Source organism: Aeromicrobium sp. Leaf350, from assembly GCF_916858655.1.
GTDB lineage: Bacteria > Actinomycetota > Actinomycetes > Propionibacteriales > Nocardioidaceae > Aeromicrobium.
Genome location: NZ_CAKASL010000002.1, coordinates 235,206 through 256,890 on the forward strand (window position 1 = coordinate 235,206; position 21,685 = coordinate 256,890).

Annotated in this window: 24 protein-coding genes; 6 read left to right on the forward strand and 18 right to left on the reverse strand. The window is 69.1% G+C overall.

Going from position 1 to position 21,685, the window contains the following annotated elements; translation table 11 throughout:
- Positions 1–54 precede the first annotated feature (54 nt).
- The 5 genes from LO931_RS10040 to LO931_RS10060 form a co-directional block, all read right to left on the reverse strand.
- Complete coding sequence (locus LO931_RS10040) at positions 55–582, reverse strand: hypothetical protein (protein WP_229053454.1); 528 nt, start codon at positions 580–582, stop codon at positions 55–57.
- Positions 583–645: 63 nt separating this feature from the next.
- Positions 646–1,029 (reverse strand): hypothetical protein, encoded by a 384-nt coding sequence (locus LO931_RS10045; protein ID WP_229053455.1) that lies wholly within the window; start codon positions 1,027–1,029, stop codon positions 646–648.
- Positions 1,030–1,103: 74 nt separating this feature from the next.
- Entirely contained in the window at positions 1,104–1,985 is an 882-nt protein-coding gene (locus LO931_RS10050) for an SMP-30/gluconolactonase/LRE family protein (protein ID WP_229053456.1), read from the reverse strand.
- Positions 1,986–2,171: 186 nt separating this feature from the next.
- Positions 2,172–2,798, reverse strand: coding sequence for a GIY-YIG nuclease family protein (locus LO931_RS10055; protein ID WP_229053457.1), 627 nt, complete (start codon positions 2,796–2,798; stop codon positions 2,172–2,174).
- A 151-nt stretch (positions 2,799–2,949) separates the two neighbouring features.
- Positions 2,950–4,107, reverse strand: coding sequence for a DNA cytosine methyltransferase (locus tag LO931_RS10060; RefSeq protein WP_229053458.1), 1,158 nt, complete (start codon positions 4,105–4,107; stop codon positions 2,950–2,952).
- Positions 4,108–4,363: 256 nt separating this feature from the next.
- Here LO931_RS10060 and LO931_RS10065 point away from each other — a divergent pair, with 256 nt between their 5' ends.
- Both LO931_RS10065 and LO931_RS10070 read left to right on the forward strand, forming a co-directional pair.
- Positions 4,364–4,840, forward strand: a complete 477-nt coding sequence (locus LO931_RS10065; RefSeq protein ID WP_229053459.1) for a hypothetical protein — start codon at positions 4,364–4,366, stop codon at positions 4,838–4,840.
- A gap of 130 nt (positions 4,841–4,970) precedes the next feature.
- Complete coding sequence (locus LO931_RS10070) at positions 4,971–5,936, forward strand: exonuclease domain-containing protein (protein ID WP_229053460.1); 966 nt, start codon at positions 4,971–4,973, stop codon at positions 5,934–5,936.
- A gap of 12 nt (positions 5,937–5,948) precedes the next feature.
- Here LO931_RS10070 and LO931_RS10075 read toward each other — a convergent pair whose 3' ends face one another.
- Genes LO931_RS10075 through LO931_RS10100 form a run of 6 tightly spaced genes read right to left on the reverse strand, consistent with a single transcriptional unit; the run spans position 5,949 to position 10,825 of the window.
- Entirely contained in the window at positions 5,949–6,953 is a 1,005-nt protein-coding gene (locus LO931_RS10075; RefSeq protein WP_229053461.1) for a 5'-3' exonuclease H3TH domain-containing protein, read from the reverse strand.
- Positions 6,954–6,988: 35 nt separating this feature from the next.
- Positions 6,989–8,443, reverse strand: coding sequence for a cryptochrome/photolyase family protein (locus tag LO931_RS10080; RefSeq protein WP_229053462.1), 1,455 nt, complete (start codon positions 8,441–8,443; stop codon positions 6,989–6,991).
- Positions 8,444–8,482: 39 nt separating this feature from the next.
- Positions 8,483–8,899 (reverse strand): hypothetical protein, encoded by a 417-nt coding sequence (locus LO931_RS10085; protein WP_229053463.1) that lies wholly within the window; start codon positions 8,897–8,899, stop codon positions 8,483–8,485.
- A gap of 11 nt (positions 8,900–8,910) precedes the next feature.
- Positions 8,911–9,561 (reverse strand): NUDIX domain-containing protein, encoded by a 651-nt coding sequence (locus LO931_RS10090; RefSeq protein WP_229053464.1) that lies wholly within the window; start codon positions 9,559–9,561, stop codon positions 8,911–8,913.
- 19 nt (positions 9,562–9,580) lie between these two features.
- Positions 9,581–10,003 (reverse strand): VOC family protein, encoded by a 423-nt coding sequence (locus LO931_RS10095; protein WP_229053465.1) that lies wholly within the window; start codon positions 10,001–10,003, stop codon positions 9,581–9,583.
- Positions 10,004–10,012: 9 nt separating this feature from the next.
- Positions 10,013–10,825, reverse strand: a complete 813-nt coding sequence (locus tag LO931_RS10100; RefSeq protein WP_229053466.1) for an alpha/beta fold hydrolase — start codon at positions 10,823–10,825, stop codon at positions 10,013–10,015.
- Between the two features lie 69 nt (positions 10,826–10,894).
- Between LO931_RS10100 and LO931_RS10105 the strand changes: the two genes are divergently transcribed.
- The gene (locus tag LO931_RS10105; protein WP_229053467.1) at positions 10,895–11,548 is read left to right on the forward strand and encodes a helix-turn-helix domain-containing protein; all 654 of its coding nucleotides are present in this window, start codon (positions 10,895–10,897) and stop codon (positions 11,546–11,548) included.
- Here LO931_RS10105 and LO931_RS10110 read toward each other — a convergent pair.
- Genes LO931_RS10110 through LO931_RS10125 form a run of 4 tightly spaced genes read right to left on the reverse strand, consistent with a single transcriptional unit; the run spans position 11,545 to position 14,947 of the window.
- Entirely contained in the window at positions 11,545–12,336 is a 792-nt protein-coding gene (locus tag LO931_RS10110) for a MerR family transcriptional regulator (protein ID WP_229053468.1), read from the reverse strand. The two genes, LO931_RS10105 and LO931_RS10110, sit on opposite strands and share 4 nt — an antisense overlap.
- A 25-nt stretch (positions 12,337–12,361) precedes the next feature.
- Positions 12,362–13,126, reverse strand: a complete 765-nt coding sequence (locus LO931_RS10115) for an ABC transporter permease (protein ID WP_229053469.1) — start codon at positions 13,124–13,126, stop codon at positions 12,362–12,364.
- Between the two features lie 11 nt (positions 13,127–13,137).
- The gene (locus LO931_RS10120) at positions 13,138–13,911 is read right to left on the reverse strand and encodes an ABC transporter ATP-binding protein (RefSeq protein ID WP_229053470.1); all 774 of its coding nucleotides are present in this window, start codon (positions 13,909–13,911) and stop codon (positions 13,138–13,140) included.
- Between the two features lie 34 nt (positions 13,912–13,945).
- The gene (locus LO931_RS10125; RefSeq protein ID WP_229053471.1) at positions 13,946–14,947 is read right to left on the reverse strand and encodes a YafY family protein; all 1,002 of its coding nucleotides are present in this window, start codon (positions 14,945–14,947) and stop codon (positions 13,946–13,948) included.
- Positions 14,948–15,008: 61 nt separating this feature from the next.
- On the opposite strand from LO931_RS10125, the gene LO931_RS10130 reads away from it, so the two are divergent.
- The gene (locus LO931_RS10130) at positions 15,009–16,166 is read left to right on the forward strand and encodes an epoxide hydrolase family protein (protein ID WP_229053472.1); all 1,158 of its coding nucleotides are present in this window, start codon (positions 15,009–15,011) and stop codon (positions 16,164–16,166) included.
- On the opposite strand, the gene LO931_RS10135 is transcribed toward LO931_RS10130, so the two are convergent.
- Positions 16,153–16,929: an SDR family NAD(P)-dependent oxidoreductase gene (locus tag LO931_RS10135; protein ID WP_229053473.1), complete on the reverse strand. Its 777-nt coding sequence runs from the start codon at positions 16,927–16,929 to the stop codon at positions 16,153–16,155. The genes LO931_RS10130 and LO931_RS10135 overlap by 14 nt on opposite strands.
- Positions 16,929–17,417 (reverse strand): nuclear transport factor 2 family protein, encoded by a 489-nt coding sequence (locus tag LO931_RS10140; protein ID WP_229053474.1) that lies wholly within the window; start codon positions 17,415–17,417, stop codon positions 16,929–16,931. The genes LO931_RS10135 and LO931_RS10140 overlap by 1 nt, the downstream gene beginning before the upstream one ends.
- Before the next feature lie 199 nt (positions 17,418–17,616).
- On the opposite strand from LO931_RS10140, the gene LO931_RS10145 reads away from it, so the two are divergent.
- Positions 17,617–19,029: an APC family permease gene (locus LO931_RS10145; RefSeq protein WP_229053475.1), complete on the forward strand. Its 1,413-nt coding sequence runs from the start codon at positions 17,617–17,619 to the stop codon at positions 19,027–19,029.
- Positions 19,029–20,165, forward strand: coding sequence for a P1 family peptidase (locus LO931_RS10150; protein ID WP_229053476.1), 1,137 nt, complete (start codon positions 19,029–19,031; stop codon positions 20,163–20,165). The genes LO931_RS10145 and LO931_RS10150 overlap by 1 nt, the downstream gene beginning before the upstream one ends.
- Here the strand turns inward: LO931_RS10150 and LO931_RS10155 are convergent.
- Complete coding sequence (locus tag LO931_RS10155; RefSeq protein ID WP_229053477.1) at positions 20,150–21,610, reverse strand: YdiU family protein; 1,461 nt, start codon at positions 21,608–21,610, stop codon at positions 20,150–20,152. The genes LO931_RS10150 and LO931_RS10155 overlap by 16 nt on opposite strands.
- Positions 21,611–21,685 lie beyond the last annotated feature (75 nt).

Genomic DNA, 21,685 nt, shown 5'->3' on the forward strand with positions numbered 1-21,685 from the left:
CTGATGGTCGCGCAAGCGTGAGGGGATGTTCGACTTCGTTCAGGTGCCGGAGGATCAGTACCCGAAAATGTGGAGCGCGCGGACATTGATGAAGTTCCCTGGCACGAAGAATGAGCTCAGTCGTTTGACGACCGACGCGTACTCCTTCTTCGGGCTCATCGTGTCGTTGTGCTTGAGCGCCTGCGGAACCATCAGGAAGAGGTAGTCCGCGTGCAGGCATAGGTGCGTCTTCCAGACATCGAGCAGATCCATGTTGTTGGTGGTGGTCTTACCGCGTTCCACCTCCATTAGGATCCCGTTGCTCCCGAGATCGAGGTAGAAGTCTGGCCTCAATGCCTTGTTCTCATACGTTGAGAACAGCCCCTTTGCCTCGCTCACGAATCCAAGGCCATCGGTGAACTTTGCGAACGAGTTCTGGACCATCGCGCTCGATATGCCAGGAAGGTTCGCGGCCGCCAGCAGCGCGCGAGCATCGTCTTCGTTCAGGTGAGCGAGTAGCGCATCGCTAACCCGCGAGACCTGTGTGTACTCCGCGGTGGCCTCGAACTCGGGGTTCACGTAGATGTGGCGCAGGGTTGGCATCTGCAAAGCTTGAAGCCGGCGACGTGCTCATGTTGGCGTTTCGGCGAAGTTCGAGCTCGGGCGTCAGAGCGCCCTGTTCGTGCGGAGCAGCAGGTCGTCGAGCTGGGAGGCCACGAGCCGGCGGTTGTCGCGGCGGGCCTTGAGCGACGAGAACGGCAGCTGCAGGCGCAGGCGCAGCGAGTGCAGTTCCTTGATCGCCGAGGACGCGAGCTCGAACCGGTCGGAGCCAGCCTCGGTGGTCTGGGCGACCTCGTGGAACGAGACGACGGCCAGGTCGATCCGGGCGAGCAGTCGTTGGGTCGCGCTCCGGGCCTGCAGGCCGCGGATGACCTCGGCGGCCTGTTCCCGGTTCTCCGGTCGCGCCAGCCAGGCCACCACGGCGGGCCCGACGATCGTGGCGACCTTCGGTCCGAGTAGCCGGAGAACCCCCGACACTGCGTTCGTCATCAGCGACCCACTTCCGCACCAGCCGCTGGGAACCGCTCCCGGCGATCGAGCTCGTCTGTGGACAGCCTGTCAGATCAGGCCGCAGGCACGTCGACGGTCAGGGCGATGATCGAGGCCTCGCGCACGTCGCGGCGGGCGTGCTCGAAGAAGTCGGGAGCGGCGCACGCGAAGAGCGTGGTGCCGTCAGGACCTCCGAGAGCGCAGGCGTAGACGGGCGTGCCGGTCTCGATCTCAGTGTCGATCGCCCCGTCGACGAGCCGCAGCAGGCGACCGCCAGTGGCGTCCGCGACCCACAGCCCACCGCCGGCGTCGAGGCACGAGCCGTCGGCCGCCACGACGACCTGGGGGAGCACCTTCTCGAACTCGCGCTCCGTCGGCAGGGGGCCGAGCTCGGCCCACACGCGCCGGTTCTCCAGCGCGCCGTCAGGAGCGACGTCGAACCCGGTCACCCGGTTGCCGAACGTCTCGTTGACGAGCAGCGTGCCACTCGGCGTGATGACGATCCCGTTCGGGAACCACAGATCGGTCGCCACCTCCGTGACGGATCCGTCCGGATCGACGCGCAGCAGCGGCGCAGCGGCGGACGGCTCGCCACCCATCAGGTCGAAGCCGAAGCAGCCGACGTAGCCGCGGCCCTGCGCGTCGACGGTCATGTCGTTGAGGTGCCCACGCGCGTGCTGCGAGAGATCGGCGTGCAGCAGGAGCGCTCCGTCGTGCTCACGGCGCAGGATCTTCTGGTCGCGCATCGACACCACGAGCAGGCGTCCGTCCGGCAGCCAGCCGAGACCGGAGGGCTGGTTCGGCACCGTGGCCTCGAGCCGGCGGTCGCTGCCGTCGGCGAGTACCGAGGAGACCTCGGACGTGTAGAAGTCGGAGAACCACAGCCGGTCCTCGTGCCACCGGGGGCACTCGCTGAAGCTGAGTCCGTCGATGACGGTCGTGATGTCGTGGGACATGGGTGACTGCTCCTCCCGACGGACCGCCGCGTTGAGGCCCGTGCCCCGATCGTGCCTGGTGCCTCGAGCGGAGGAAAGGGCTCCACTCTGCTGTTACTCATCTTGCCGGGTTCGCACAGCAGTTCTTCAATGCCGGCGCGTTCTCCGGGCCGGCAATGTCGCCGCAGAGATCAAACGACAGGACTGCTATCCAAACTGCTCGTCGTCTTCTTCAGCGTCCCAGAGCACCGAGCCGACCAGCCCCTCGACCGAGATTGCAGATGCCGATGGCTCGGGTCTACCTTCCGCGTAGGCCAGCCGCACCGCGGACAAGTAGGCGAGTCGAACGGCCTGAATCACAAGGACCCGTCGGAGGCCTTCGCTAACCTCACCCCGCTCCCGCGCCACGGCGGCCAGTCGAGACAGAGTCTCCGCGCGACGCGCGATTCGAATATCTGGATGCCCTCGGTCAGCGCGAGTCTCGTCCGAGATCAACGTGAAGCGATATGAAGTGGGCATCTCCACCGGCTCACTCACGGGAGGAATTTTCTCGTTGAGGATCGCTCGGAACCTGCTGCCCTCGATCGCAAGGATGTAGGCGGTGTACTCCGTCGCGTCCAAGATGACCTGCGCTGCAGATCGGCTCCCTATCGCTGCAGCGAGATCCCAGAGTGGCCAGAGCTCGATCTCCGCCACCTCGAATGTGTCGAGGATGCGCATCGCCACCGCATCCGTTCGCTGATTCGTCAAGTGACGATTAACGCGAACTCCGAGCCCTTCCTTCGTCTGCCCCACGTAAATCGGCTCGCCGTCATAGTCATAGAAGGCGTACACGCCCCACTGCGACTCCCGAACGCGTCCGCTGCCCGGAACGGGATGCGCCAGCGCCTCGGTAAGGAGAGTGCGAAAATCCCGCACATCATTCGCGGGCAGCGATTTCCGGCTGGGCTTAGAACTTGAGTAGTTCGCGGACGATCGACCTGTGCTAGCCATTGATTAGTTCCAGTACGGGCATCTCGTCGGTCAAGGCGCCGCTCGCGAGAGGCACTAGGTAATTCTCCGCGAGCCAGCTGACAGCAGGCACACACACAGCATCCCCGAACCCGAAGAGTGCCTGCGAAGGGCGAGCGGAGCTGAGGTCGTAGTCGTCGGCCCCCATCAGGCGGGCATACTCCAGACCTGACATCCACCGAACTCTTACCCGCCCAGCGCCGGCTTCTACGACAGCCTGCTTGGAAGATCCGCCACGGGCTGTCCGAAGGCAGCCGGCGATGTCGTCGGCACGGACTTCCCACGTCGCGACGCCCTTGCGGGTCCGTCGATAAGCAGTCCGAAACGAGACCTCCGTTCCGTTGCGTAGTGCGCGCACGCGCTCCGTCTGCAGTGGGGATAGGGATTGCAGAAATGCCTCAGTCCGCTGCTCGTCCCACCAGTCGTCCGCGTCACGGTCGATCACCCGAATGAGGCCAGACGTCATCGGTGCCGGGGGGGCCGGCAGAGTCGCCTGATGCGTTAACAACGCCGGATCGCCAAAAGCCGTCTGCAGCCAGTCCGGTCGGAGCTCTCGGCCAGAGTTGTGAGAACTTGGCGGGGGTGTCGTCGCACCAACGAGGAACAGGCGGGGGCGAGATTGTGGTACGAAGCGCCTCGCATCTAAGGTGACGACATCGACCGAATACCCCAATCGGTTGAGCTCGCCGATCGCGGCCGTCATGTCATCGCCGCCGTGCGAGGTTGCGAAACCAGTAACGTTTTCGAGGGCTACCACGCTCGGTCGACGCGATCCCATCTCCTCGAGGATCCGAGTGAACTGCCAGAAAGTCGATGACGACTTCCCGCTCAAGCCGCGACGGTTCCCGGCGAGGGAGAGGTCAGTGCATGGAAAGCTTGCCCATGCGATCTCGACGTCGGGCACGTCGTCCCCGAGAATCCCTGCGATGTCCCGTTCGTGATAGTGATCGCTGCCGAATTGTGACGTGTACATCAGCGTCTTGCTCGGATCGAAGTCGTTTGCCCACACGACTTCGGCCCCAGCCTTTTCGAGGCCGAGTCTCGCCAGCCCAATGCCAGCGAAGAACTCCGCCACCCGGGGGGCCTGAGAATCACCGCTGAACAGCTCTATCAGGCTGGCTGGACGAGACATACGATCGATTCTAGGTGGGGCTTCAGACAGTCTTCGCCAGGCTCGCCGCGCTATCGTTGGACAAGCCCGGGCCGGCCGGCAGATGGTCGGTGCCTTCGCGGAACTGCCTACTGAACGGTCAGGCTCAGAAGGTGACAATTCGGACTTGCCCGTGCCGCACGACCCTCCTGCTGAGCGCCGCCGACGAGTAGTCGATCGCGTCGATGTGTCGTGACGGTGCATGACCCACGCTCCCGTGAGTGGGAGCATCACTCACGTGAACCTCGGCAACACGGACTGGCCCTCGGCGGTCATCGCCACCCTTGCCCTCGTCGTCTCGATCGTCGCGCTGGCTCGCACGATCCGTCGTGACCGGTCGGCCCAGGCGCAGCAGATCTCGGCGTGGGTCTCGTACCACGAGCCGGACGAGTTGGTCGCCTCCTCGCGAGTGGGGGCGCCGTGCCTGGTCGTCGCGAACCAGAGCAGTCAGCCGATCTACGACTGGCACGTCGAGTACTACTACCGGGACCACCTCATCGGCGAGACCCGCGTGCGACAGACCGTGCCCGGTGGTGGACGCGACGTGGTGACGCTGAACGGCGAGACGCAGACAGCCTTCCGCGACCGCCAGGGCGAGGACCGCGGCGAGCCCGACCGCGCCTTCAGCGACATCGTGGCGGCCGTGGCGTTCCGCGACGCTGACGGGAAGCGCTGGAAGCGCGACGCGGTGGGAAACCTGACGCGCGAGCGCTGAGTGCGTCCCGGCTCAGCGGGCGGCCTGTGGGCCAACCGAATCTGTCGATTTCCTGTGCGCGGGCGAATGTCGGACTAGCCTGCGTGCACCGTCGATTCGGCGGCAGTAGGTCACGACAACTGGGGGCCGGATGCTCGACTTCACCGCTATCGATTTCGAGACTGCGAACTCATACCGGGGCTCGCCGTGCTCAGTCGGTCTGGTCAAGGTGCGCGATGGAGCGATTGTCGACGAACGACATTGGCTCATCAGGCCGCCAGAGCGGGTCGCCCATTTCGAACCCTTCAACGTGCGCCTTCATGGAATCACTGCGGCGATGGTGTCCGGTGCGCCCGCCTGGCGTGATGTTCTTCCTCAGATCGTGGAGTTCATTGGGGAAGACGTCGTGGTGACCCACAATGCCGCCTTCGACACTGGTGTCATCCGCTTCGCCTGCGTGGCAGACGAGATCGAGTGGCCCTCGCTGACGTTTCTCTGCACGCTGGTGACTGCTCGCCGAGCCTTCGCTCTACCCTCCTACCGTCTGCCGTTCGTCGTCGAGGCGTGCGGTGACTTCGCCTTCGATCATCACCATGCCCTGGCGGACGCTCGCGCTGTGGTGCACATTGTTCTGGCGCTTGCGGGCGCCGGAGGTGCCTCGGATGTGGGCGGCATCGCCAGCCTGCACGGGGTCCGGCTCGGAGCGATGGCGTCAGGAATGTACGAGGGCTCCGCCAGCATCGCCGCTGGCGGAGGACGCGACCTGATCGCGGCTGAAGCCAATCCGGAGGCCGATCCGGATGGATACCTGTACGGACGCGTCGTGGTGTTCACGGGGACACTGACCGCGATGGTCCGGCAGCAAGCATGGGATGAGGTGGTGCGCGCTGGTGGTCGCCCCGAGGAGAACATGACCAAGCGCACCAACGTCCTCGTCCTCGGAAGCTTCAACCCTGGAAACCTGCGGCCGGGTGCTGACTACTCAGGCAAGGCGCAGAAGGCGTTCGCTCTCCAGAGCAAAGGTCAGCAGATCGAGCTGCTGACGGAGTCGGATTTTCTAGCTGTACTCGACAGTGCGGACGCGATCGGCGCTGCTTCGCCGATCGTCGTGCCCTGAGCTTCATATCGCTCAGCGGGCGGCGGTTGACGCCGGGTCGGTGCTGAGGACGCGGACCGCAAGCGCGGTGGTCGCTTCCACGTCGAGGAAGCTGACCACCTTGTTCACGCGGTGGGTGTCGAGCGGGAGCAGTCCCGGTGTCCCCGGGATGTCGGGGGTGATGCCCAGGTCGAGGTCGTCGTGGCCCGTCATCACCCGCACGTTGAAGTCGAACCGCTCGCGCGCGCCCGGCGCGGTCAGCCGGCGGACGACGGTGGAGCCCATACGGCGTGATCCGACCTCGGCTGCCCAGGAGTCGAGGGTCGCCGCGACGGCGACTCCCTCCTGGTGGTCGATGTCGGCCCAGACGGTCTGCATCGGACCCACCTGCGTGAGAAGGGCCGCTGCGGTCTTCTCACCGATGCCGTCGACGCCGGGCAGGTTGTCGCTGGCGTCACCGCGGAGGGCCGCGAAGTCGAGGTAGCGGTCGGCCGGCACGCCGTAGAGGGCGAGGAGCCGCGCCGGGTTGAGCAGCGGGGATCCGCTGATGCCGCCGTTGATCAGGCGCAGCACCTGCGTGTGGTCGCTGATGTGGGCGAACGCGTCCCGGTCGGACGTGATGATCACGCAGTCCCAGCCGTGGTCGCCTGCCCAGGTGGCGGCCGTGGCGCTGACGTCGTCCGCCTCGAGGCCCGGGGGAGTGAGTGTGGCGAGACCAAGGGCGTCGAGCAGCGCGCCCGCGCGGTCGAGCTGCTCGACCAGCGCCGCGTCCTTCTCGGTCCGCCCCGCCTTGTACTCGGGGAAGAAGTCACGCCGCACGGACGCGGTCCGGTCGTCGAGCCCGAAGATCACGGCGTCGGGCGCGAACCCGTCGATCGCCTCCAGGATCTGGCGCAGCATGCCGTGCAGCGCCCACGCGGGACGCCCGGCCCGGTCGACGATCTTGGTGTGGGCGCGCGCGTGGTGGTTGCGGTGCAGGAGCGACGGCGCATCCACCACGAGCAGCAGGCGACGGGGGCGATCTTCAGGGGCAGGCATGAGCGCTCGTCATCCTACGGGCCGCCGCCGGACCGTCAGTCCTTCAACCACGGCCTCGCGGACGCGACCAGCTTCCTCCGCTTCGCGTCGTCGAAGCCGTCCCACTGGCGCACCATCATCGTGCTGCGCGGATTCGACTCGAAGACGTCGCGGTGGTCGCGCACGAACGTCCAGAAGAGGCCGTCCCAGACGTCGGTCCACTCGCCGGTGGGGATGTCCGACATCTTGCGGAGGTAGCTGCTGGCCGACACGTAAGGCTTGGTCGTGATGGCGGAGCCGGACGCGTACTGGCTCATCGCGTAAACGTTGGGCACCATGACCCAGTCGTAGGCGTCGACGAACATCGCCATGAACCACGCGTAGATCTCGTCGGGGTCGACCCGCAGCAGGCACAGCGCGTTGCCGAGCACCATGAGCCGCTCGATGTGGTGGGCGTAACCGGTGTCGAGCACCCGGCGCAGCACCGTGTCGACGGGCTCGAGCCCGGTCTCGGCGGTCCACCACCCGGGCGGCAGCTCGCGGTAGTGGTCGAGGGCGTTGGCGGTGCGCAGCTTCCGTCCGCGCGAGACGTAGCTGCCGCGCATGTACTCGCGCCACCCGATCAGCTGACGCACGAATCCCTCGTACGAGGCGATCGGCACGCTGTTGCGCTCGGCATGGTGGACGACCCGGTCCAGCACCTCAGCAGGATCCAGCAGACCGACGTTCAGGGCGGGCGTGAGGACGGCGTGGAACACGAAGCCGTGGTCGCCGGAGATCGCGTCCTCGTACGGGCCGAACTCGTGGAAACGCTGCTCGAGGAACTCCTGCAGCATCTCGTCCGCCTGCTGACGCGTGACGGCCCAGGCGAAGCGGGCGGGATCGCCCGGCGCGTCGGGGAAGCGGTCACGCACGAAGGCGATGGCCTCCTGTGTGATCGCGTCCGGTTCAGGCCGAGTGGTCTCGGGAACGGGATGGTTCTTGGGCAGCTTCTTGCGGTTCTCGGTGTCGAACGACCACTGGCCGCCGACCGGCTCGCCCTCGTCGACCAGCACCTCCAGTCGGCGGCGCTGCCACGAGTAGAAGTGCGCCATGCGCGTCCGCTTGCCCTTGAACTGCTCGGCGACGTCCTCGGCCGAGGTCAGGAAGTTGGGCGTCGGCAGCACCTCGACCTCCACGTCCGCATCCTCGGCTGCACCGCGCAGGTCACGCTCCAGCCAGTCGTCCACGACGTCGTGCCAGGTGACGACGTCCGCACCCTCCAGGGCTCGAGCGACGGCGAGTCTGCTGCTCGTCCGGCCGTCCGTGCGCACCCACTCGACGGTCTTCCCGGCGTCGGCGAGCTCGCTCGCGTGGTGCTCCATCGAGGCGCGGTGCAGCACCAGCTTGTGCGCGTGGAACGGGTACTGCCGGAACAGCAGGTCGTGCTCCACCAGCACGAACGCATCGGCCTCGACCTCGAGGTTCTGCACGAACAGCTGGTGGGGGAGGACGAGGTGGACGCGGCGCACACCTCATCCCATCACCGGGACGACGGTCGCGCCCGCTGGTCAGCTCTCGGCGCAGTACTCGTCGACCAGCGCACGAATCTGCGCGAAGCCGACCACGAGTCCGGAGTCGTCAGGCTCGTACTCCGCGACGAGGGCGACCCCGTACTCCTCGGTGAGCAGACGGAACGCCTTCTGCAGGTCGCCGGTGACCAGGGCGACGTTGCCGAGCCGGGTCGTCTGCGAGAAGCGCACGCTGAAGTCGTCGTTCCGGAGGCCGCCGACCTGTTCGTTGGTCGTCGCCGCGCTGTCGGTGTTGAGCTCGCGGTCGCACGTCGTCCCGGGTGCCACGAGAACGGTGTCGCGCGGCTCGTCGGTGCCAGTGTCGGAGTCAGACGAGCATCCGTCGACGGCTACGGCCACGGCCACGAGGGCGGCCAGCAGCGCCGTGCCTGTGCGGGAGCGCGGCGTTCCGACCACGGTCGATGATCTCAGGCGAAGGGGCCGTCGAGGAAGGCCCACTGCAGCAGCATCACGGTCTTGGCGTCGACGAGATCCGTGCCGATGCGGGCGCGGGCGTCGTCGGCGTCGAGCTCCACGGTCTGGATGTCCTCGCCCTCGTGAGCGACGCCGTGGTGCGACCCGCGGAGGTCGTCGCGACGGTACGGGGCGGCGAAGAAGTGCAGGCGCTCGGTGACCGAACCGGGGCTCATGAAGACGTCGAAGACGTGCTGCACCTCGCCGACCTCCACCCCGGTCTCCTCGACCGCCTCCCGGCGGATGGCGGCCACCGGGTCGTCCTCGTCGAGGAGCCCGGCGGCGGTCTCGAGCAGCATCCCGTCGGGGTGGCCGTTGACGTACACGGGAAACCGGAACTGCCGGGTGAGCAGCACGGTCCGACGCTCGACGTCGTACAGCAGGATCGTCGCGCCGTCGCCGCGGTCGTACGTCTCGCGGCGCTCGGTCCGCCAGGTGCCGTCGGAATGACGCTGGTCGAACGTCGTCGCCCGCAGCACGTACCAGTCGTTCGCCAGCACCTCCACGTCGCGCACGACGATGTCGGGGTTGCGGGTGAGGTCACGGCCGGTCAGGTGCAGCCCTGTGCGTCCGCGGCGGTCGGGCTCGTCGATTCCTGCAGTCACGCGCACGAGCCTGCCATGGTCAGGCGGTCGGAGCGGCGACGACCAGGAACGAGTTGCCGTCGTTGTCGCGCAGCAGGAACTGGTCGGGGAAACCCGCCAGCGGCGCACCGCTCCAGGTCGTCACCTGGTCGGTCGGCAGCAGGGCGTCACTCACGTCGACCCCGCGCTCGGCGAGTGCCCGGCGGTCCTGCTCGACGCTGGTGCTCGACAGCACGATGCCGGTCTCGACTCCCGCGGGTCGCGACGTGGTTGCCGCGACGAGGCAGAGGTTGGAGCTTCCCTCGGCGGGCGAGACCTCCAGCCACCACTCGCCCGAGGGGTAGGTGAAGTCGTTGACCTTCGTCATGCCCAGGACCTCGGTGTAGAACTCGAGGGCCCGCTGCTGATCGGTCACCGGGACCACCACGGTGGCCACCTGGCCGAGATGAGTGCGAGGCGTCATGCCGACAACCTAGTCACGCGCACCGTCGAAAAAGCCACGGAGCAGGGGACCGAGCACGGTCGGGTCGGCCACGTGTCCCTGGACCTCGAGCGTGTCCCGCCGGGCATCGGGCAGCGCAGCCGCTGCAGCGTCTGCCGCGGCACCGAAGAAGTCGAGGGGGAGTCCACCCATGTGCGGGTCGATCACGACGCCGGTCGTGAGGAGCACCGGCTGCTGCACCGTGGCCAGGCGGTCGACGGGCACCGGGCCGTCGCCGAGGCACGCCGCGTCGTAGCGCAGTGTCGGCGCGAGTTCGCGGAGGGCGGGCCACACGGGAGCGGCCTCCGCGCCGGCGATGTCCTGCTCGGACGAACCCGCCAGGCGCATGAACAGACGGAGTGCGAGGTCCGGGTCGCCGGCGTCCAGCGCCTCGTCGAGCTCGTGACGGTAGGTCTGCCAGGTCGTGACCATCGCGTCCTGCACCTGGTACGGCACCTCGTGGATCGCGAGGCGGTCGACCGGGAGTCCGGCGGCGGCCGCCTCGAGCGCGAGCGCCCCGCCGCTCGAGGCGCCGAAGAGATGCGCGCGTCCGCCGACGGCCTGGATCACCGCCGCGAGGTCCTCGACCTCGCGCTCCAGGGCGTACGGCTGGTGGTCGCCACTGTCGCCACGACCGCGACGGCGGTAGCTCACGACGGTGAACCCGTCCGTCAGGTGCTCACCCAGCGGGAGGTTCTCGGAGCCGTCGTCCAGACCGCCGCCGACGAGCACCACGACGGGCCCTTCGTCGCTGAGTCGGTCGTAGCCGATCGGCGTGCCGTCGGCTGAGTTCACGTGTGCCATCGGATCTCCTGGGTCGAGGTACTCCTAAAGTAGGAGTAACTGGTGTCGAATGCAAGGTACGCTGCTGGCATGCGGAGCTACCGGGACCTGTGCGGCATCGCTCGTGCGCTCGACGTGGTGGGGGAGCGCTGGGCGCTGCTGGTGGTGCGCGAGCTCCTGCTCGGCCCCAAGCGGTTCGCCGACCTGCACCGCGGGCTGCCCGGCATGAGCCAGAACGTGCTGACCCAGCGGCTCCGCGAGCTCGAGGACTCCGGTGTGCTGGTGCGCCGCCGCGCCTTGCCCCCGGCGGCGGGACTGATCTACGAGCTCACCGAGAGTGGCCGGGCGCTCGAGCCGGTTCTCCTGGCGCTGGGGCGCTGGGGCAGCCCTCGTCCGCCGCAAGCTGATTCGGCCGAGGAGCTGAGTCCGGACGCGCTGGTCACCGCGTTGCGCACCACTTTCGACGCCGGGGCGGCGTCGTCGCTGCGCGGCACCGTGCAGCTACGGCTGCCGGGCGACGCGTTCGTCCTCACCGTCGTCGACGGCCGGCTGGAGGCGAAGCGGGGTGAGACTGACACCGATGCCGTCCTGATGTCGTCTGTCCGCGCCGTGCAGGACCTGGTGTTCGACGGGGCAGACCTGGACGAGTCCGTTCGCGGCGGAACAGTGAGTGTCGAGGGCGACCGAGAGCTGCTGCGGCAGCTCCTGACGGCCTTCGACGACCACCGGGCGGCAGACCACTAGTCCTGCGAGGGTCCGACCCAGCGCATGTCGGTCCAGCCGACCCAGCCGCGCTCCTCGAGCAGCTCGAGCATGCGGCTCGCGCCGGGGAAGGTGGCGATGAAGGCCTCGTCGAGGAGCCGCACGAGGTCGTCGCCGACGACCGGCACGGTCTCCGGGTCGGCCAGTCCGTGCGCCGATGCGCTGGCGGCCTCGACGAAGGCGACGACCCGGTCGACCAGCGCCGACATCGAGGCGTCGTCGAGGTCGACCGCGAGGAAGCCGTCGAAGTCGAAGTCGAGGTACAGCCGCCGCAGGTCGGGGAGCTCGATCTGGGCGCGCTTGATGTCCATGAGCGCGGGGATCGCCTCGGGCATCTGCGCCGCGATGAGGATCCAGCTGTCGCGCTCGATCTCGATCACGCGCTCGGGGAACCCGAGCTCCCGCATGCGGGCCACGAACTCAGCAACCTCCGAAGGCAGCGCGAGGCTGTCACCCGCTGCGAGGCGGGCGATGCGCCGGCGGTGCTCCTGCCGTTCTCGCACCTCGTCGCGCAGGCGCTGGTCGATCTCCGCCACGGACGCGGCGAACGCGTCCGGATCCGCGTCCAGCATCGTCTGCACCCGCGACAGCGGAACCCCGGCCTCGGCGAGGGTGCGGATCCGGATCAGCCGCACGACGTCGCGTGCGTCGTAGCGGCGATAGCCGGAGTGGTCGCGCGGAGGCTCCGTCAGCAGGCCCTTCGCGTGGTAGTGCCGCACCGCCCGGACGGTCACCCCGGCGTAGGAGGCCAGCTGGCTGATCGTCAGCACGATGTCCTCCTCCAGCAGCGGCCGCTCACGAGATGCGTCGTCGATAGGTTCTCATCGCCAGGGCGTAGGCGACCAGCAGCAGACCCACGCACCACGCCAGCGCGATCCACCCGTCGTCGCCGACGGGCTGCTCGGCGAGCAGGTTGCGGAGCGTGTTGACGATCGAGGTCACCGGCTGGTGCTCGGCGAACCACCCCACCGCGGTGGGCATGCCGTCGGTCGGGACGAACGCCGAGCTCACGAACGGCAGGAAGATCAGCGGGTAGGAGAATCCGCTCACCCCGTCGATCGACGTCGCCGTCAGGCCCGGGATCACCGCGAGCCACGTCAGCGCCAGCGTGAACAGCGCGAGCAGGCCGACCACGCCGAGCCAGGCGACGACGCCCGCACCCGACCGGAAGCCCATCAGCAGGCCGACGAGCACGACCAGCACGAGCGAGACGGCGTTCGCCACGAGCGAGGTGAGCACGTGTCCCCAGAGCACGGCGGAGCGGGTGATCGGCATCGACTGGAGCCGCTCGAACAGTCCGGTGGAGACGTCGGTGAACAGGCGGAACGCGGTGTAGCTGATGCCCGAGGCGATCGTGATCAGCAGGATGCCGGGCAGCAGGTAGTTGACGTAGCTCTCCTGGCCGACCGAGATGGAGCCGCCGAGCACGTAGACGAAGAGCAGCAGCATGGCGATCGGCGTGATCGCGGTGGTGATGATCGTGTCGGGGCTGCGCGAGATGTGGCGCAGGGAGCGGCCGAGCAGGGTCGTCGTGTCGCTGAGGTGTGCGGTGGTGGTCATGGTGGTCGTCCTCACTGCTCGTGACGGACGAGGGCGAGGAAGACGTCCTCGAGCGTGGGCTTCTTCTCGACGTACTCGACCTCGGTCGGAGGCAGGAGCGCCTGGAGGTCGGCGAAGGTGCCGTCGGCGATGATGCGGCCGCCGTGCAGGATCGCGATCCGGTCGGCCAGGTGCTCGGCCTCGTCGAGGTACTGGGTCGTGAGCAGCACCGTGGTCCCGCCGGCGGCGAGCTCGGCGATCGTGCGCCACACCTCGAGCCGAGCCTGCGGGTCGAGCCCCGTGGTGGGCTCGTCGAGGAACAGCACGGACGGGTCGCCGATCAGGCTCATCGCGATGTCGAGCCTGCGCCGCATGCCGCCGGAGTACGTCGCTGCCCGACGATCGGCGGCGTCCACCAGGTCGAAGCGCGTCAGGAGCTGGTCGGCGACGCCGCGCGGGTCGTCGACGTGGCGCAGCTTCGCGATGAGCACGAGGTTCTCGCGCCCGGTCAGGATGTCGTCGACGGCAGCGAACTGGCCGGTCAGGCTGATCGCGGCACGTACCTCCGCGGGCTGCGTCGCGACGTCGTGTCCGGCGACCGTCGCCGTGCCGCCGTCGGCCTTGAGCAGCGTCGACAGGATGCGCACGACCGTGGTCTTGCCGGCTCCGTTCGAGCCCAGCAGCGCGTGGATCGAGCCGGACCGGACGGTCAGGTCGACGCCGTCCAGCACGCGCTGGTCACCGTAGGACTTCGTGAGTCCGGCGACGGCGATGGCGGTGGCGGTGAGTGGGGGAGAAGTGGTCATGACGCGAGTCTGGGAGGTTGACCCAGCGTCAAGGTCAAGCGTCGTCGGTGGGACTCCCTCCGGTCGCGAAGGGCAGGGACGGCTGCTCCGCGGCGACTCGGAAGAGGTCGGCGAGCCGCAGCAACGCCTCGCGCAGCTCATCACCCTCGACGACCTCGAAGGCGATCCCGCTGGTGCCGAGGTACAGGGCCATCTCCTCGGCGCGTCGGGTGCCGGCCGTGAGCATCGACGACTCGGCGTCGATCTCCTCGACCTGGGCGACGGTCGGCCCGAAGGCGCGCCGCACGACGTCGACGGGGGCGTGCATTCGCACAGTAGCCCGCACGGGGTAGGGATCGGTCGTGATGCTGCGCGTGGTGAAACGGCGCAGCTCGTCCTCGGGGACGTCGCGAGCCGCGAAGGTCGTCCGCAGGGTCCGCGCCGACGTGATGCGGTCGATCCGGAGCGTTCGCCACTCGCCGAGCTCGGGGTCCCAGGCGACGAGGTACCACCGACGGGTCGTCCGCATGATGCGGTGCGGTTGCGCGCGCAGGCGGCGATCGGTGCCATCGCCTCGTCGGTATTCGAGGTCGAGCTCCCGGGTGTCTCCGATCGCCGCCGCCAGGTCCGCGACGAGGTCGACGTCGACCGGGTCGCCGGGGGAGGTGAGGACCGTCATTGACCGTCCGACGGCGACGATGTGGTCGCGCGTGTGCTTCGACAGCGACTGCTCGAGCTTGCCGAGCGCTCGGGCCGACGCCTCCTCCAGGCCGGTGACGAGATGACCGGTCGCGCTGCGCAGGCCCACGGCGATCGCGACGGCCTCGTCCTGCGCGAGCGCGAGTGGCGGGACCGATGCGCCCGCTCCGAGCCGGTAGCCGCCGCCGACGCCCCGCGTTGCCTCGACGCCGTAGCCGAGCTCGCGCAGGTCATCGATGTCGCGGCGGAGCGTGCGGTCGCTGACCTCGAGGCGGTCCCTCAGTTCGGAACCCGTCCACTCCCGCCGAGCCTGGAGCAGGCTAAGCAGCTGCATCGTGCGTCCGGTCGTCCTCGACATAGTTCCATCATGGACCAGATTCCGGCCGTATTGTGACCGGAATAGGGGGGAGGGTGGAGCCATGACCCCACATGACGCCCGACTCATTCCCTTCCGCATCGACGTGCCGGAGGCCGACCTCGCCGATCTGCGAGACCGCCTGCGGCGGACCCGCTTTCCCGCTCCGCTACCCGGCGACGGCTGGGACACCGGCGTGCCGGTGGAAGTCCTCCGTGACCACGCCGCCCGGTGGGCCACCCACGACTGGCGCGCTACCGAGGAGCGACTCAACGCGCGGACGCAGTACCTGACCGACATCGACGGACAGCAGATCCACGTCGTGCACGTGCCGTCCCGTCACGAGGGCGCGACACCCCTCCTGCTGCTGCACGGCTGGCCCGGGTCGTTCCTGGAGTTCGAGAAGGTCATCGATCTCTTGGTGGACACCTTCGACGTCGTGATCCCGTCGCTGCCCGGTTTCGGCTTCTCGACGCCCCTGTCCGACGCAGGCTGGGGAGTCGATCGCATCGCCCGGGTCATGCTCGAGCTGATGACCCGAGTGGGCCACGAGACGTTCGTCGTCCAGGGCGGCGATGTCGGTGCGGGTGTGGCTCCGGAGATCGCACGGCTCGCCCCCGACCGCGTGCGCGGCGTGCACGTCAACGGAGCCCTCGGCGCCTTCGCGGGCGAGCTCGACGACGACACCGCGGCCCGCATGACGCCGATCGAGGTCGATCGGATGCGGCGGGTGGGCGAGTTCATGCAGAACGAGTTCGGCTACATCGCGGTCCAGTCGACGCGGCCGGGCCTGGTCGGGGCGATGGCAGCAGACAGCCCGGTCGGGCAGCTCGCCTGGATGCTCGACAAGCTCCAGGCCTGGAGCCACCCGGCCGAGGTCGCCGCGACGGACGTGCTCGGCGAGGAGTTCGTGCTGGCCAACGCCACGCTGTGGTGGCTGACGGCGTCGGCCGGATCGGCTGCCTACGTCGGCTACGCGCAGGAGCAGGGCTGGGGCGCCGTGCCGGAGAGCTCAGGTGTCCCGACGGCAGCGATCCAGTTCGCGCACGACATCGGGTTGCGTCATCTGGCCGAGCAGAGCAACACGATCGTGCGGTGGACGGACGTCGACGACCGAGGCGGGCACTTCGCCGCCCTGGAGGAGCCGGAGCTCCTCGTCGACGACGTCCGGGCCTTCGTCGCTGAGCTCGAGGGTGGGTCGCCGGCGGTCACACCGCGGTGAACCCGTTGTCGACGAACAGGTGGTGGCCGTTCACGAACCGGGAGTCGTCGCTCGCCAGGAACAGCGCGGCCCTCGCGACGTCCTCCGGCTCACCGATGCGCCCCTGCTGCTCGGCGAGTGCGCTGCTCGAGGTGTCGACGCCGTGCTCGCCGAGCGCCTCGATCTCGTGCAGGCCGTGCGGGGTGCGGATGAACCCCGGGCAGATCGCGTTGCAGCGGATCCCCCGGTCGCGGTACTCCACGGCGATGGCGCGCGCGAACATGTGGCACGCGCCCTTGGTGGTGTCGTAGAGCACCTCGTTGGGTGTCGCGGCGACGGCGGAGATCGACGACGTGCAGATGATGGAGCCCTCGCCGTTCGCCAGCATCTGCGGCAGCACGGCCCGCGTCATGAGGAACATCGACCGCACGTTGATGCCGTGCAGCCAGTCCCACTCCTGGACCGTGAGGTCGAGGAACGGCTTCACGATGATCGTGCCGGCGTGGTTGAACAGGGTCGTCACGGCGCCGAGCTCGGACGAGATCGACGACACGGCGCTGCGGACCTGGTTCTCCTGGGAGACGTCGGCGACCGCCACCGCGGCCCGCCCGCCCGCGCTCGTGACGTCTCGAGCGGTGGCCTGGGCGGCGTCGCCGTCGATGTCGACGATGCCGACGCTCGCCCCCTCCTCGGCGAACAGCAGGGCCGAGGCGCGCCCCATGCCGGAGCCACCGCCGGAGATCAGCACCACCTTGCCCGCGAGGCGCCCCGTCGCCGCGACCATCAGTCGAGCACCATGTCGCGGCCGCTCACCGAGTCGGTGGGGACCTCCTGCTGGACGTCCCAGTGCTCGACGATCTTGCCGCGCTCGACGCGGAAGACGTCGGCGACAGCGGTCGGGGGACCGCCCTCGACGGTGTTGAGCGCGTGCACCACCACCAGGTCGTCCTCGGCCACGACTCGGGCGATCACGAACTCGACGCCCGGTTCGGCGAGGTACGGGCCGAGAGCCTCGACGAACGCGTCGCGTCCGTCGTCGACCTGCGGGTTGTGCTGGGCGTAGTCGTCGTCGACGTACGCGGCTGCGGCCCCCTCGACGTCGCCCTCGACGAAGGCCTGGGTGTAGAAGTCGGTGACGAGCTGCTTGCTGGTGGCGGTCGCGTCCGGCTGCGGGGCGTCGTCCTCCGGCTCGGACGAGCAGCCGGCCAGGGTCAGCGCAGCCAGCACGAGGAGGACCGGGAACGGAGGGGCGGGGCGGGCAGGTCGGGTCACGGGACGAGTCCTTCCGGGGTGGTGGGCTCCTCGACCGAGGCGCCTCCCAGAAGCATCGAGGCGGGGGCCGCACCGCCCTGCCGACGAAGTGTCAGGCACGAGTCACAACGTCTGACGATCTGTCGCCCGAGAACCTCCGGGACGCCGGGATGGTGAGTCGACCAACGTGTCCTGCGTCACCTGAACGAACGAGGAAGCCATGTCACCCATCACGCCCCCACCCGGGACGAGCGAGCACTACGAGCAGGAGCTGTCCCGCTCCCTGAACCTGCGCGGCAACGTGCTGATCACGCTCTCGGCCGTCACGCCGGCGTCGAGCGTCTTCATCATCATCCCGACCGTCATCGCCGCGGTCGGGGGAGCGTCGTTCCTGGCCTTCCTCATGGCAGCGGCCGTCGCCGCCTGCATGGCGCTCTGCTACGCCGAGCTGTCGTCCGCGTTCCCGATCGCCGGCGGGGAGTACTCCTTCGCGGGCCGCGTGCTCGGCAAGGCGGCGGGCTTCTCGCTGTTCCTCATGAACGCGTTCAGCCTCACGATGATCATCGGCGTCATCGCGCTCGGCACGGGGGAGTACCTGGCGGCCGCGTTCGACGGCGCCGACTCCAAGTGGGTGGGCGTCGCGGTGATCCTGGTCTGCTCGGGGGTGGCGATCCTCAACATCCGCACGAACGCCTGGATCACCGGTGTGTTCCTGGCGCTGGAGATGGCGGCGATCGTCGTCGTCTCCATCCTGGGCTTCGTCAACGTGTCGCGTCCCGTCAGCACCCTCTTCGACGCCCAGACCATCGGCGACGACGGCACCCTGGTCGGCGTGGGTCTCGGCCTGATCGCCGGACAGACCGCCACGGCGCTGTTCGCCTACAACGGCTACGGGGCGGCGATCTACTTCGCCGAGGAGACGCAGGGTGCACGCAAGGTCATGGGGAAGGTCATCCTCGTGTGCCTGGGCGTCACCGTCGTCGCCGAGATGCTCCCGCTGGCCGCGGTGCTGCTGGGTGCCCCCGACCTGACCGACCTGGTCAGTGCGGGCAACCCGATGGAGTACTTCATGACCACGCGCGGGTCGGAGGCGGTCAACGTCGCGGTCAGCCTGGCGATCGCCGTCGCGATCATCAACGCGACCGTCGCGATCATCCTGCAGGGCGGACGCACGCTCTACAGCGCCGCTCGTGATCGGGCCTTCCCCGACGCCGTGGGTCGTCGCCTCGCCTACGTGCACCCGGTGCTGCAGACCCCGCCGTTCGCGACGATCCTGATCGGCGTCGTCGCCGCCACGCTGGCCGCGTTCGTGCCCATCGGCTCGCTCATCACGGCCACCGGCGCGACGCTGATCGTGGTGTACGTGTTCGTCGCGACGAGTGCTCTCGTCGGGCGTCGCACGGGGTCGACCGCCGGGGCGCAGTACCGGATGCCGCTGTTCCCGCTGCCGCCGCTGGCCATCATCGTCGCCCTGGCCTACGTGACCTACCAGGTGTGGGACGTGAACCCGTGGCAGATCGTCATCGCTCTCAGTGCGCTCGGTCTCGGCTTCGTCTACCACCAGGTCTACCTGCGGCCGCGTCACGCGGATCGGTGGACCATGCTGGCCGGTGCACCCGAGGAGGACATCTGATGAGCAGCAGCCCCCAGGACACGCGGCGGGCCCGCGACCACGGTCTTCCGCTCGAGGGCGAGCCGGGGGAGTGGAACGCGATCACCGACGTCGCCGGCGTGGAGGTCGGCTTCCGGACCCTCGTCGCCGGGGACGGCGACCTGCGCGAGGGGGAGGGACCCGTCCGCACGGGCGTCACGGCGATCCTGCCCCGCGGCCGTGAGGGAGTCGGCACCTCGTGCGCCGCCGGCTTCCACTCGCTCAACGGCAACGGCGAGCTCACCGGCAGCCACTGGCTCGAGGAGTCCGGGAGCCTGTCGCTGCCCATCGGGATCACCAACACGCACTCGGTCGGGGCGGCGCACCGCGGCATCCTCGGGTGGTCGCTCCGCACCAACCCCGCCCTCAAGCCCGCGTGGCACCTGCCGGTGGTGGGTGAGACGTGGGACGGCTACCTGAACGACATCAACGGCGACCACGTCCAGCCGGAGCACGCGGTGGCTGCGCTCGATGCCGCCGCGAGCGGCCCGATCGAGGAGGGTTCGGTCGGCGGAGGCACGGGCATGAACTGCTACGCCTTCAAGGGCGGCACCGGCACGAGCTCACGCCGCGTCCGGATGGGCGGGTCGGAGTACACGGTCGGCGTGCTGCTGCAGGCCAACTTCGGGTCGCGCAAGGAGCTCGTCGTTTGTGGGCGGCGGGTCGGGCGCGACCTGCTCGACGACAACCCCATGGAGGACGACTCCTGGCTCGCCCCGCCCGGCGCGGGCTCGTGCATCGGCATCGTCGCGACGGACGCACCCCTGCTGCCGGGGCAGTGCAAGGCCCTCGCCCGCCGGGTCGGGCTCGGCCTGGCCCGCACGGGGACGACGGGAAGTCACTTCTCCGGCGACATCTTCCTGGCGTTCTCGACGGCCAACCCCGGCAGTCTCGACAGCTCCATCCACGACCAGGGCTCAGAGCTGAGGAACCTGGAGTTCCTGCCCTGGGGAGCGATGGACCCGCTCTACGAGGCCGTCGTCCAGGCCACCGAGGAGTCGGTGCTCAACGCCTTGGTGGCCGCGCGCACCACCGTGGGTCGTGACGGCCACCGCAGCCCGGCGCTGCCGACCTCGGCCCTCGCCGGACCGTGGCCGCCCTCTCAGGTGCCGCAGTAGGTCGTGTACTGCCCGAAGTCCTGCGGTGCAGGCGCGGCATAGCGCTCCAGGCCGGGCCGCTCGTCGAAGGGGCGCTGCAGCACGCTGACGAGCTGGAGGACCGGGCCGAGGTCACCAGCCGTCGCGGCCTGCAGCGCCTCCTCGACGAGGTGGTTGCGCGGGACGTAGAGCGGATTCGTGCGGTCCATCAGAGCAGCGTCGGGCCCGTGCTGTCGCCAGCGCATCCGCCACGCATCCGCCGCGGGCAGGTCGAGGAACAGTCCGCGGAACGGCTCGGCATCGCCGCGTACCGCGGCGCCGAGGGCGCGGAACCCGCTCGTCCAGTCGACGTGGCTCTCGCGCAGCAGGGCGAGCAGCTGCTCGGCGAGCTCGACGGCGGCGCCGTCGTCCGTGGGCGAGGTGAGCCCGATCTTCGTGAGGAGACCTCTCGCGTAGGACGTGCCGTGCTGCGAGCGGAAGGTGCCGAGCACCTCCGTCGCGAGCGCCACCGCGGTGTCCTGGTCGTCGGAGATCAGCGGGAGCAGCGACTCGGCGAAGCGGGCGAGGTTCCACTCGGCGACGACCGGCTGGTTGCCGTACGCGTAGCGACCGCCCGTGTCGATCGAGCTGTACACGGTGCTGGGCTCGTAGGCCTCGAGGAACGCGCACGGCCCGTAGTCGATGGTCTCGCCGGAGATCGTCATGTTGTCGGTGTTCATGACGCCGTGCACGAAGCCGACGAGCATCCAGCGGGCGACGAGGTCGGCCTGGGCGCGGGCGACCGCCTCGAGGAGTGCCAGGGCCGGGTGCTCGGCGGACGCGGCGGCGGGATGGTGACGCGCGATCGCGTGGTCGGTGAGACGCCGCAGGAGGTCGACGTCTCCCGTCGACGCCGCGTACTGGAACGAGCCCACCCGCAGGTGGCTGCTCGCCACGCGGGCGAGGACCGCACCCGGCAGGTCGGTCTCGCGGCGCACCGCTCGTCCGGTCGCCACGACCCCGAGGGACCGGGTCGTCGGGATGCCGAGGGCGTGCATCGCCTCGCTGACGACGTGCTCGCGCAGCATCGGCCCGACCGCGGCGCGGCCGTCGCCGCCACGGGAGAACGGGGTGCGTCCCGATCCCTTCAGGTGGAGGTCGCGGAGCGTGCCGTCGCGATCGGTCAGCTCACCGATCAACAGCGCCCGACCGTCGCCGAGGCGCGGTGAGTACCCGCCGAACTGGTGGCCGGCGTAGGCCTGGGCGACGGGGGTGGACCCGGGCGGCAGGAGGTTGCCGGTGAGCAGCTGAGCACCCGTCGATCCGTGCAGCTCCTGCGGATCGATGCCGAGCTCGGTCGCCAGGGCCTCGTTCAGCACCACGACCCGAGCGTCCGGGGCCTCCTCGGCCTGCCAGGGCACGGCGAGCTCGGGCAGGTCGGTCGCGAAGCCGCTCGCGACCCGCATCGTCTCCGGAGTCGTCGTCACCCGTCGAGCCTACGGACGCGGCACGCATGGCGCGCGGTCGACGGGCGCGCCCCCTGGTTCCGATCTACCGTCGGC

Excerpts from the sequence above, each read along its gene's own strand:
- LO931_RS10040 (WP_229053454.1), bottom strand. The coding sequence starts at position 582 with ATGCCAACCCTGCGCCACATCTACGTGAACCCCGAGTTCGAGGCCACC.
- LO931_RS10045 (WP_229053455.1), bottom strand. The coding sequence starts at position 1,029 with ATGACGAACGCAGTGTCGGGGGTTCTCCGGCTACTCGGACCGAAGGTC.
- LO931_RS10050 (WP_229053456.1), bottom strand. The coding sequence starts at position 1,985 with ATGTCCCACGACATCACGACCGTCATCGACGGACTCAGCTTCAGCGAG.
- LO931_RS10060 (WP_229053458.1), bottom strand. The coding sequence starts at position 4,107 with ATGTCTCGTCCAGCCAGCCTGATAGAGCTGTTCAGCGGTGATTCTCAG.
- LO931_RS10070 (WP_229053460.1), top strand. The coding sequence starts at position 4,971 with ATGCTCGACTTCACCGCTATCGATTTCGAGACTGCGAACTCATACCGG.
- LO931_RS10075 (WP_229053461.1), bottom strand. The coding sequence starts at position 6,953 with ATGCCTGCCCCTGAAGATCGCCCCCGTCGCCTGCTGCTCGTGGTGGAT.
- LO931_RS10095 (WP_229053465.1), bottom strand. The coding sequence starts at position 10,003 with ATGACGCCTCGCACTCATCTCGGCCAGGTGGCCACCGTGGTGGTCCCG.
- LO931_RS10100 (WP_229053466.1), bottom strand. The coding sequence starts at position 10,825 with ATGGCACACGTGAACTCAGCCGACGGCACGCCGATCGGCTACGACCGA.
- LO931_RS10105 (WP_229053467.1), top strand. The coding sequence starts at position 10,895 with ATGCGGAGCTACCGGGACCTGTGCGGCATCGCTCGTGCGCTCGACGTG.
- LO931_RS10115 (WP_229053469.1), bottom strand. The coding sequence starts at position 13,126 with ATGACCACCACCGCACACCTCAGCGACACGACGACCCTGCTCGGCCGC.
- LO931_RS10120 (WP_229053470.1), bottom strand. The coding sequence starts at position 13,911 with ATGACCACTTCTCCCCCACTCACCGCCACCGCCATCGCCGTCGCCGGA.
- LO931_RS10125 (WP_229053471.1), bottom strand. The coding sequence starts at position 14,947 with ATGTCGAGGACGACCGGACGCACGATGCAGCTGCTTAGCCTGCTCCAG.
- LO931_RS10130 (WP_229053472.1), top strand. The coding sequence starts at position 15,009 with ATGACCCCACATGACGCCCGACTCATTCCCTTCCGCATCGACGTGCCG.
- LO931_RS10135 (WP_229053473.1), bottom strand. The coding sequence starts at position 16,929 with ATGGTCGCGGCGACGGGGCGCCTCGCGGGCAAGGTGGTGCTGATCTCC.
- LO931_RS10145 (WP_229053475.1), top strand. The coding sequence starts at position 17,617 with ATGTCACCCATCACGCCCCCACCCGGGACGAGCGAGCACTACGAGCAG.
- LO931_RS10150 (WP_229053476.1), top strand. The coding sequence starts at position 19,029 with ATGAGCAGCAGCCCCCAGGACACGCGGCGGGCCCGCGACCACGGTCTT.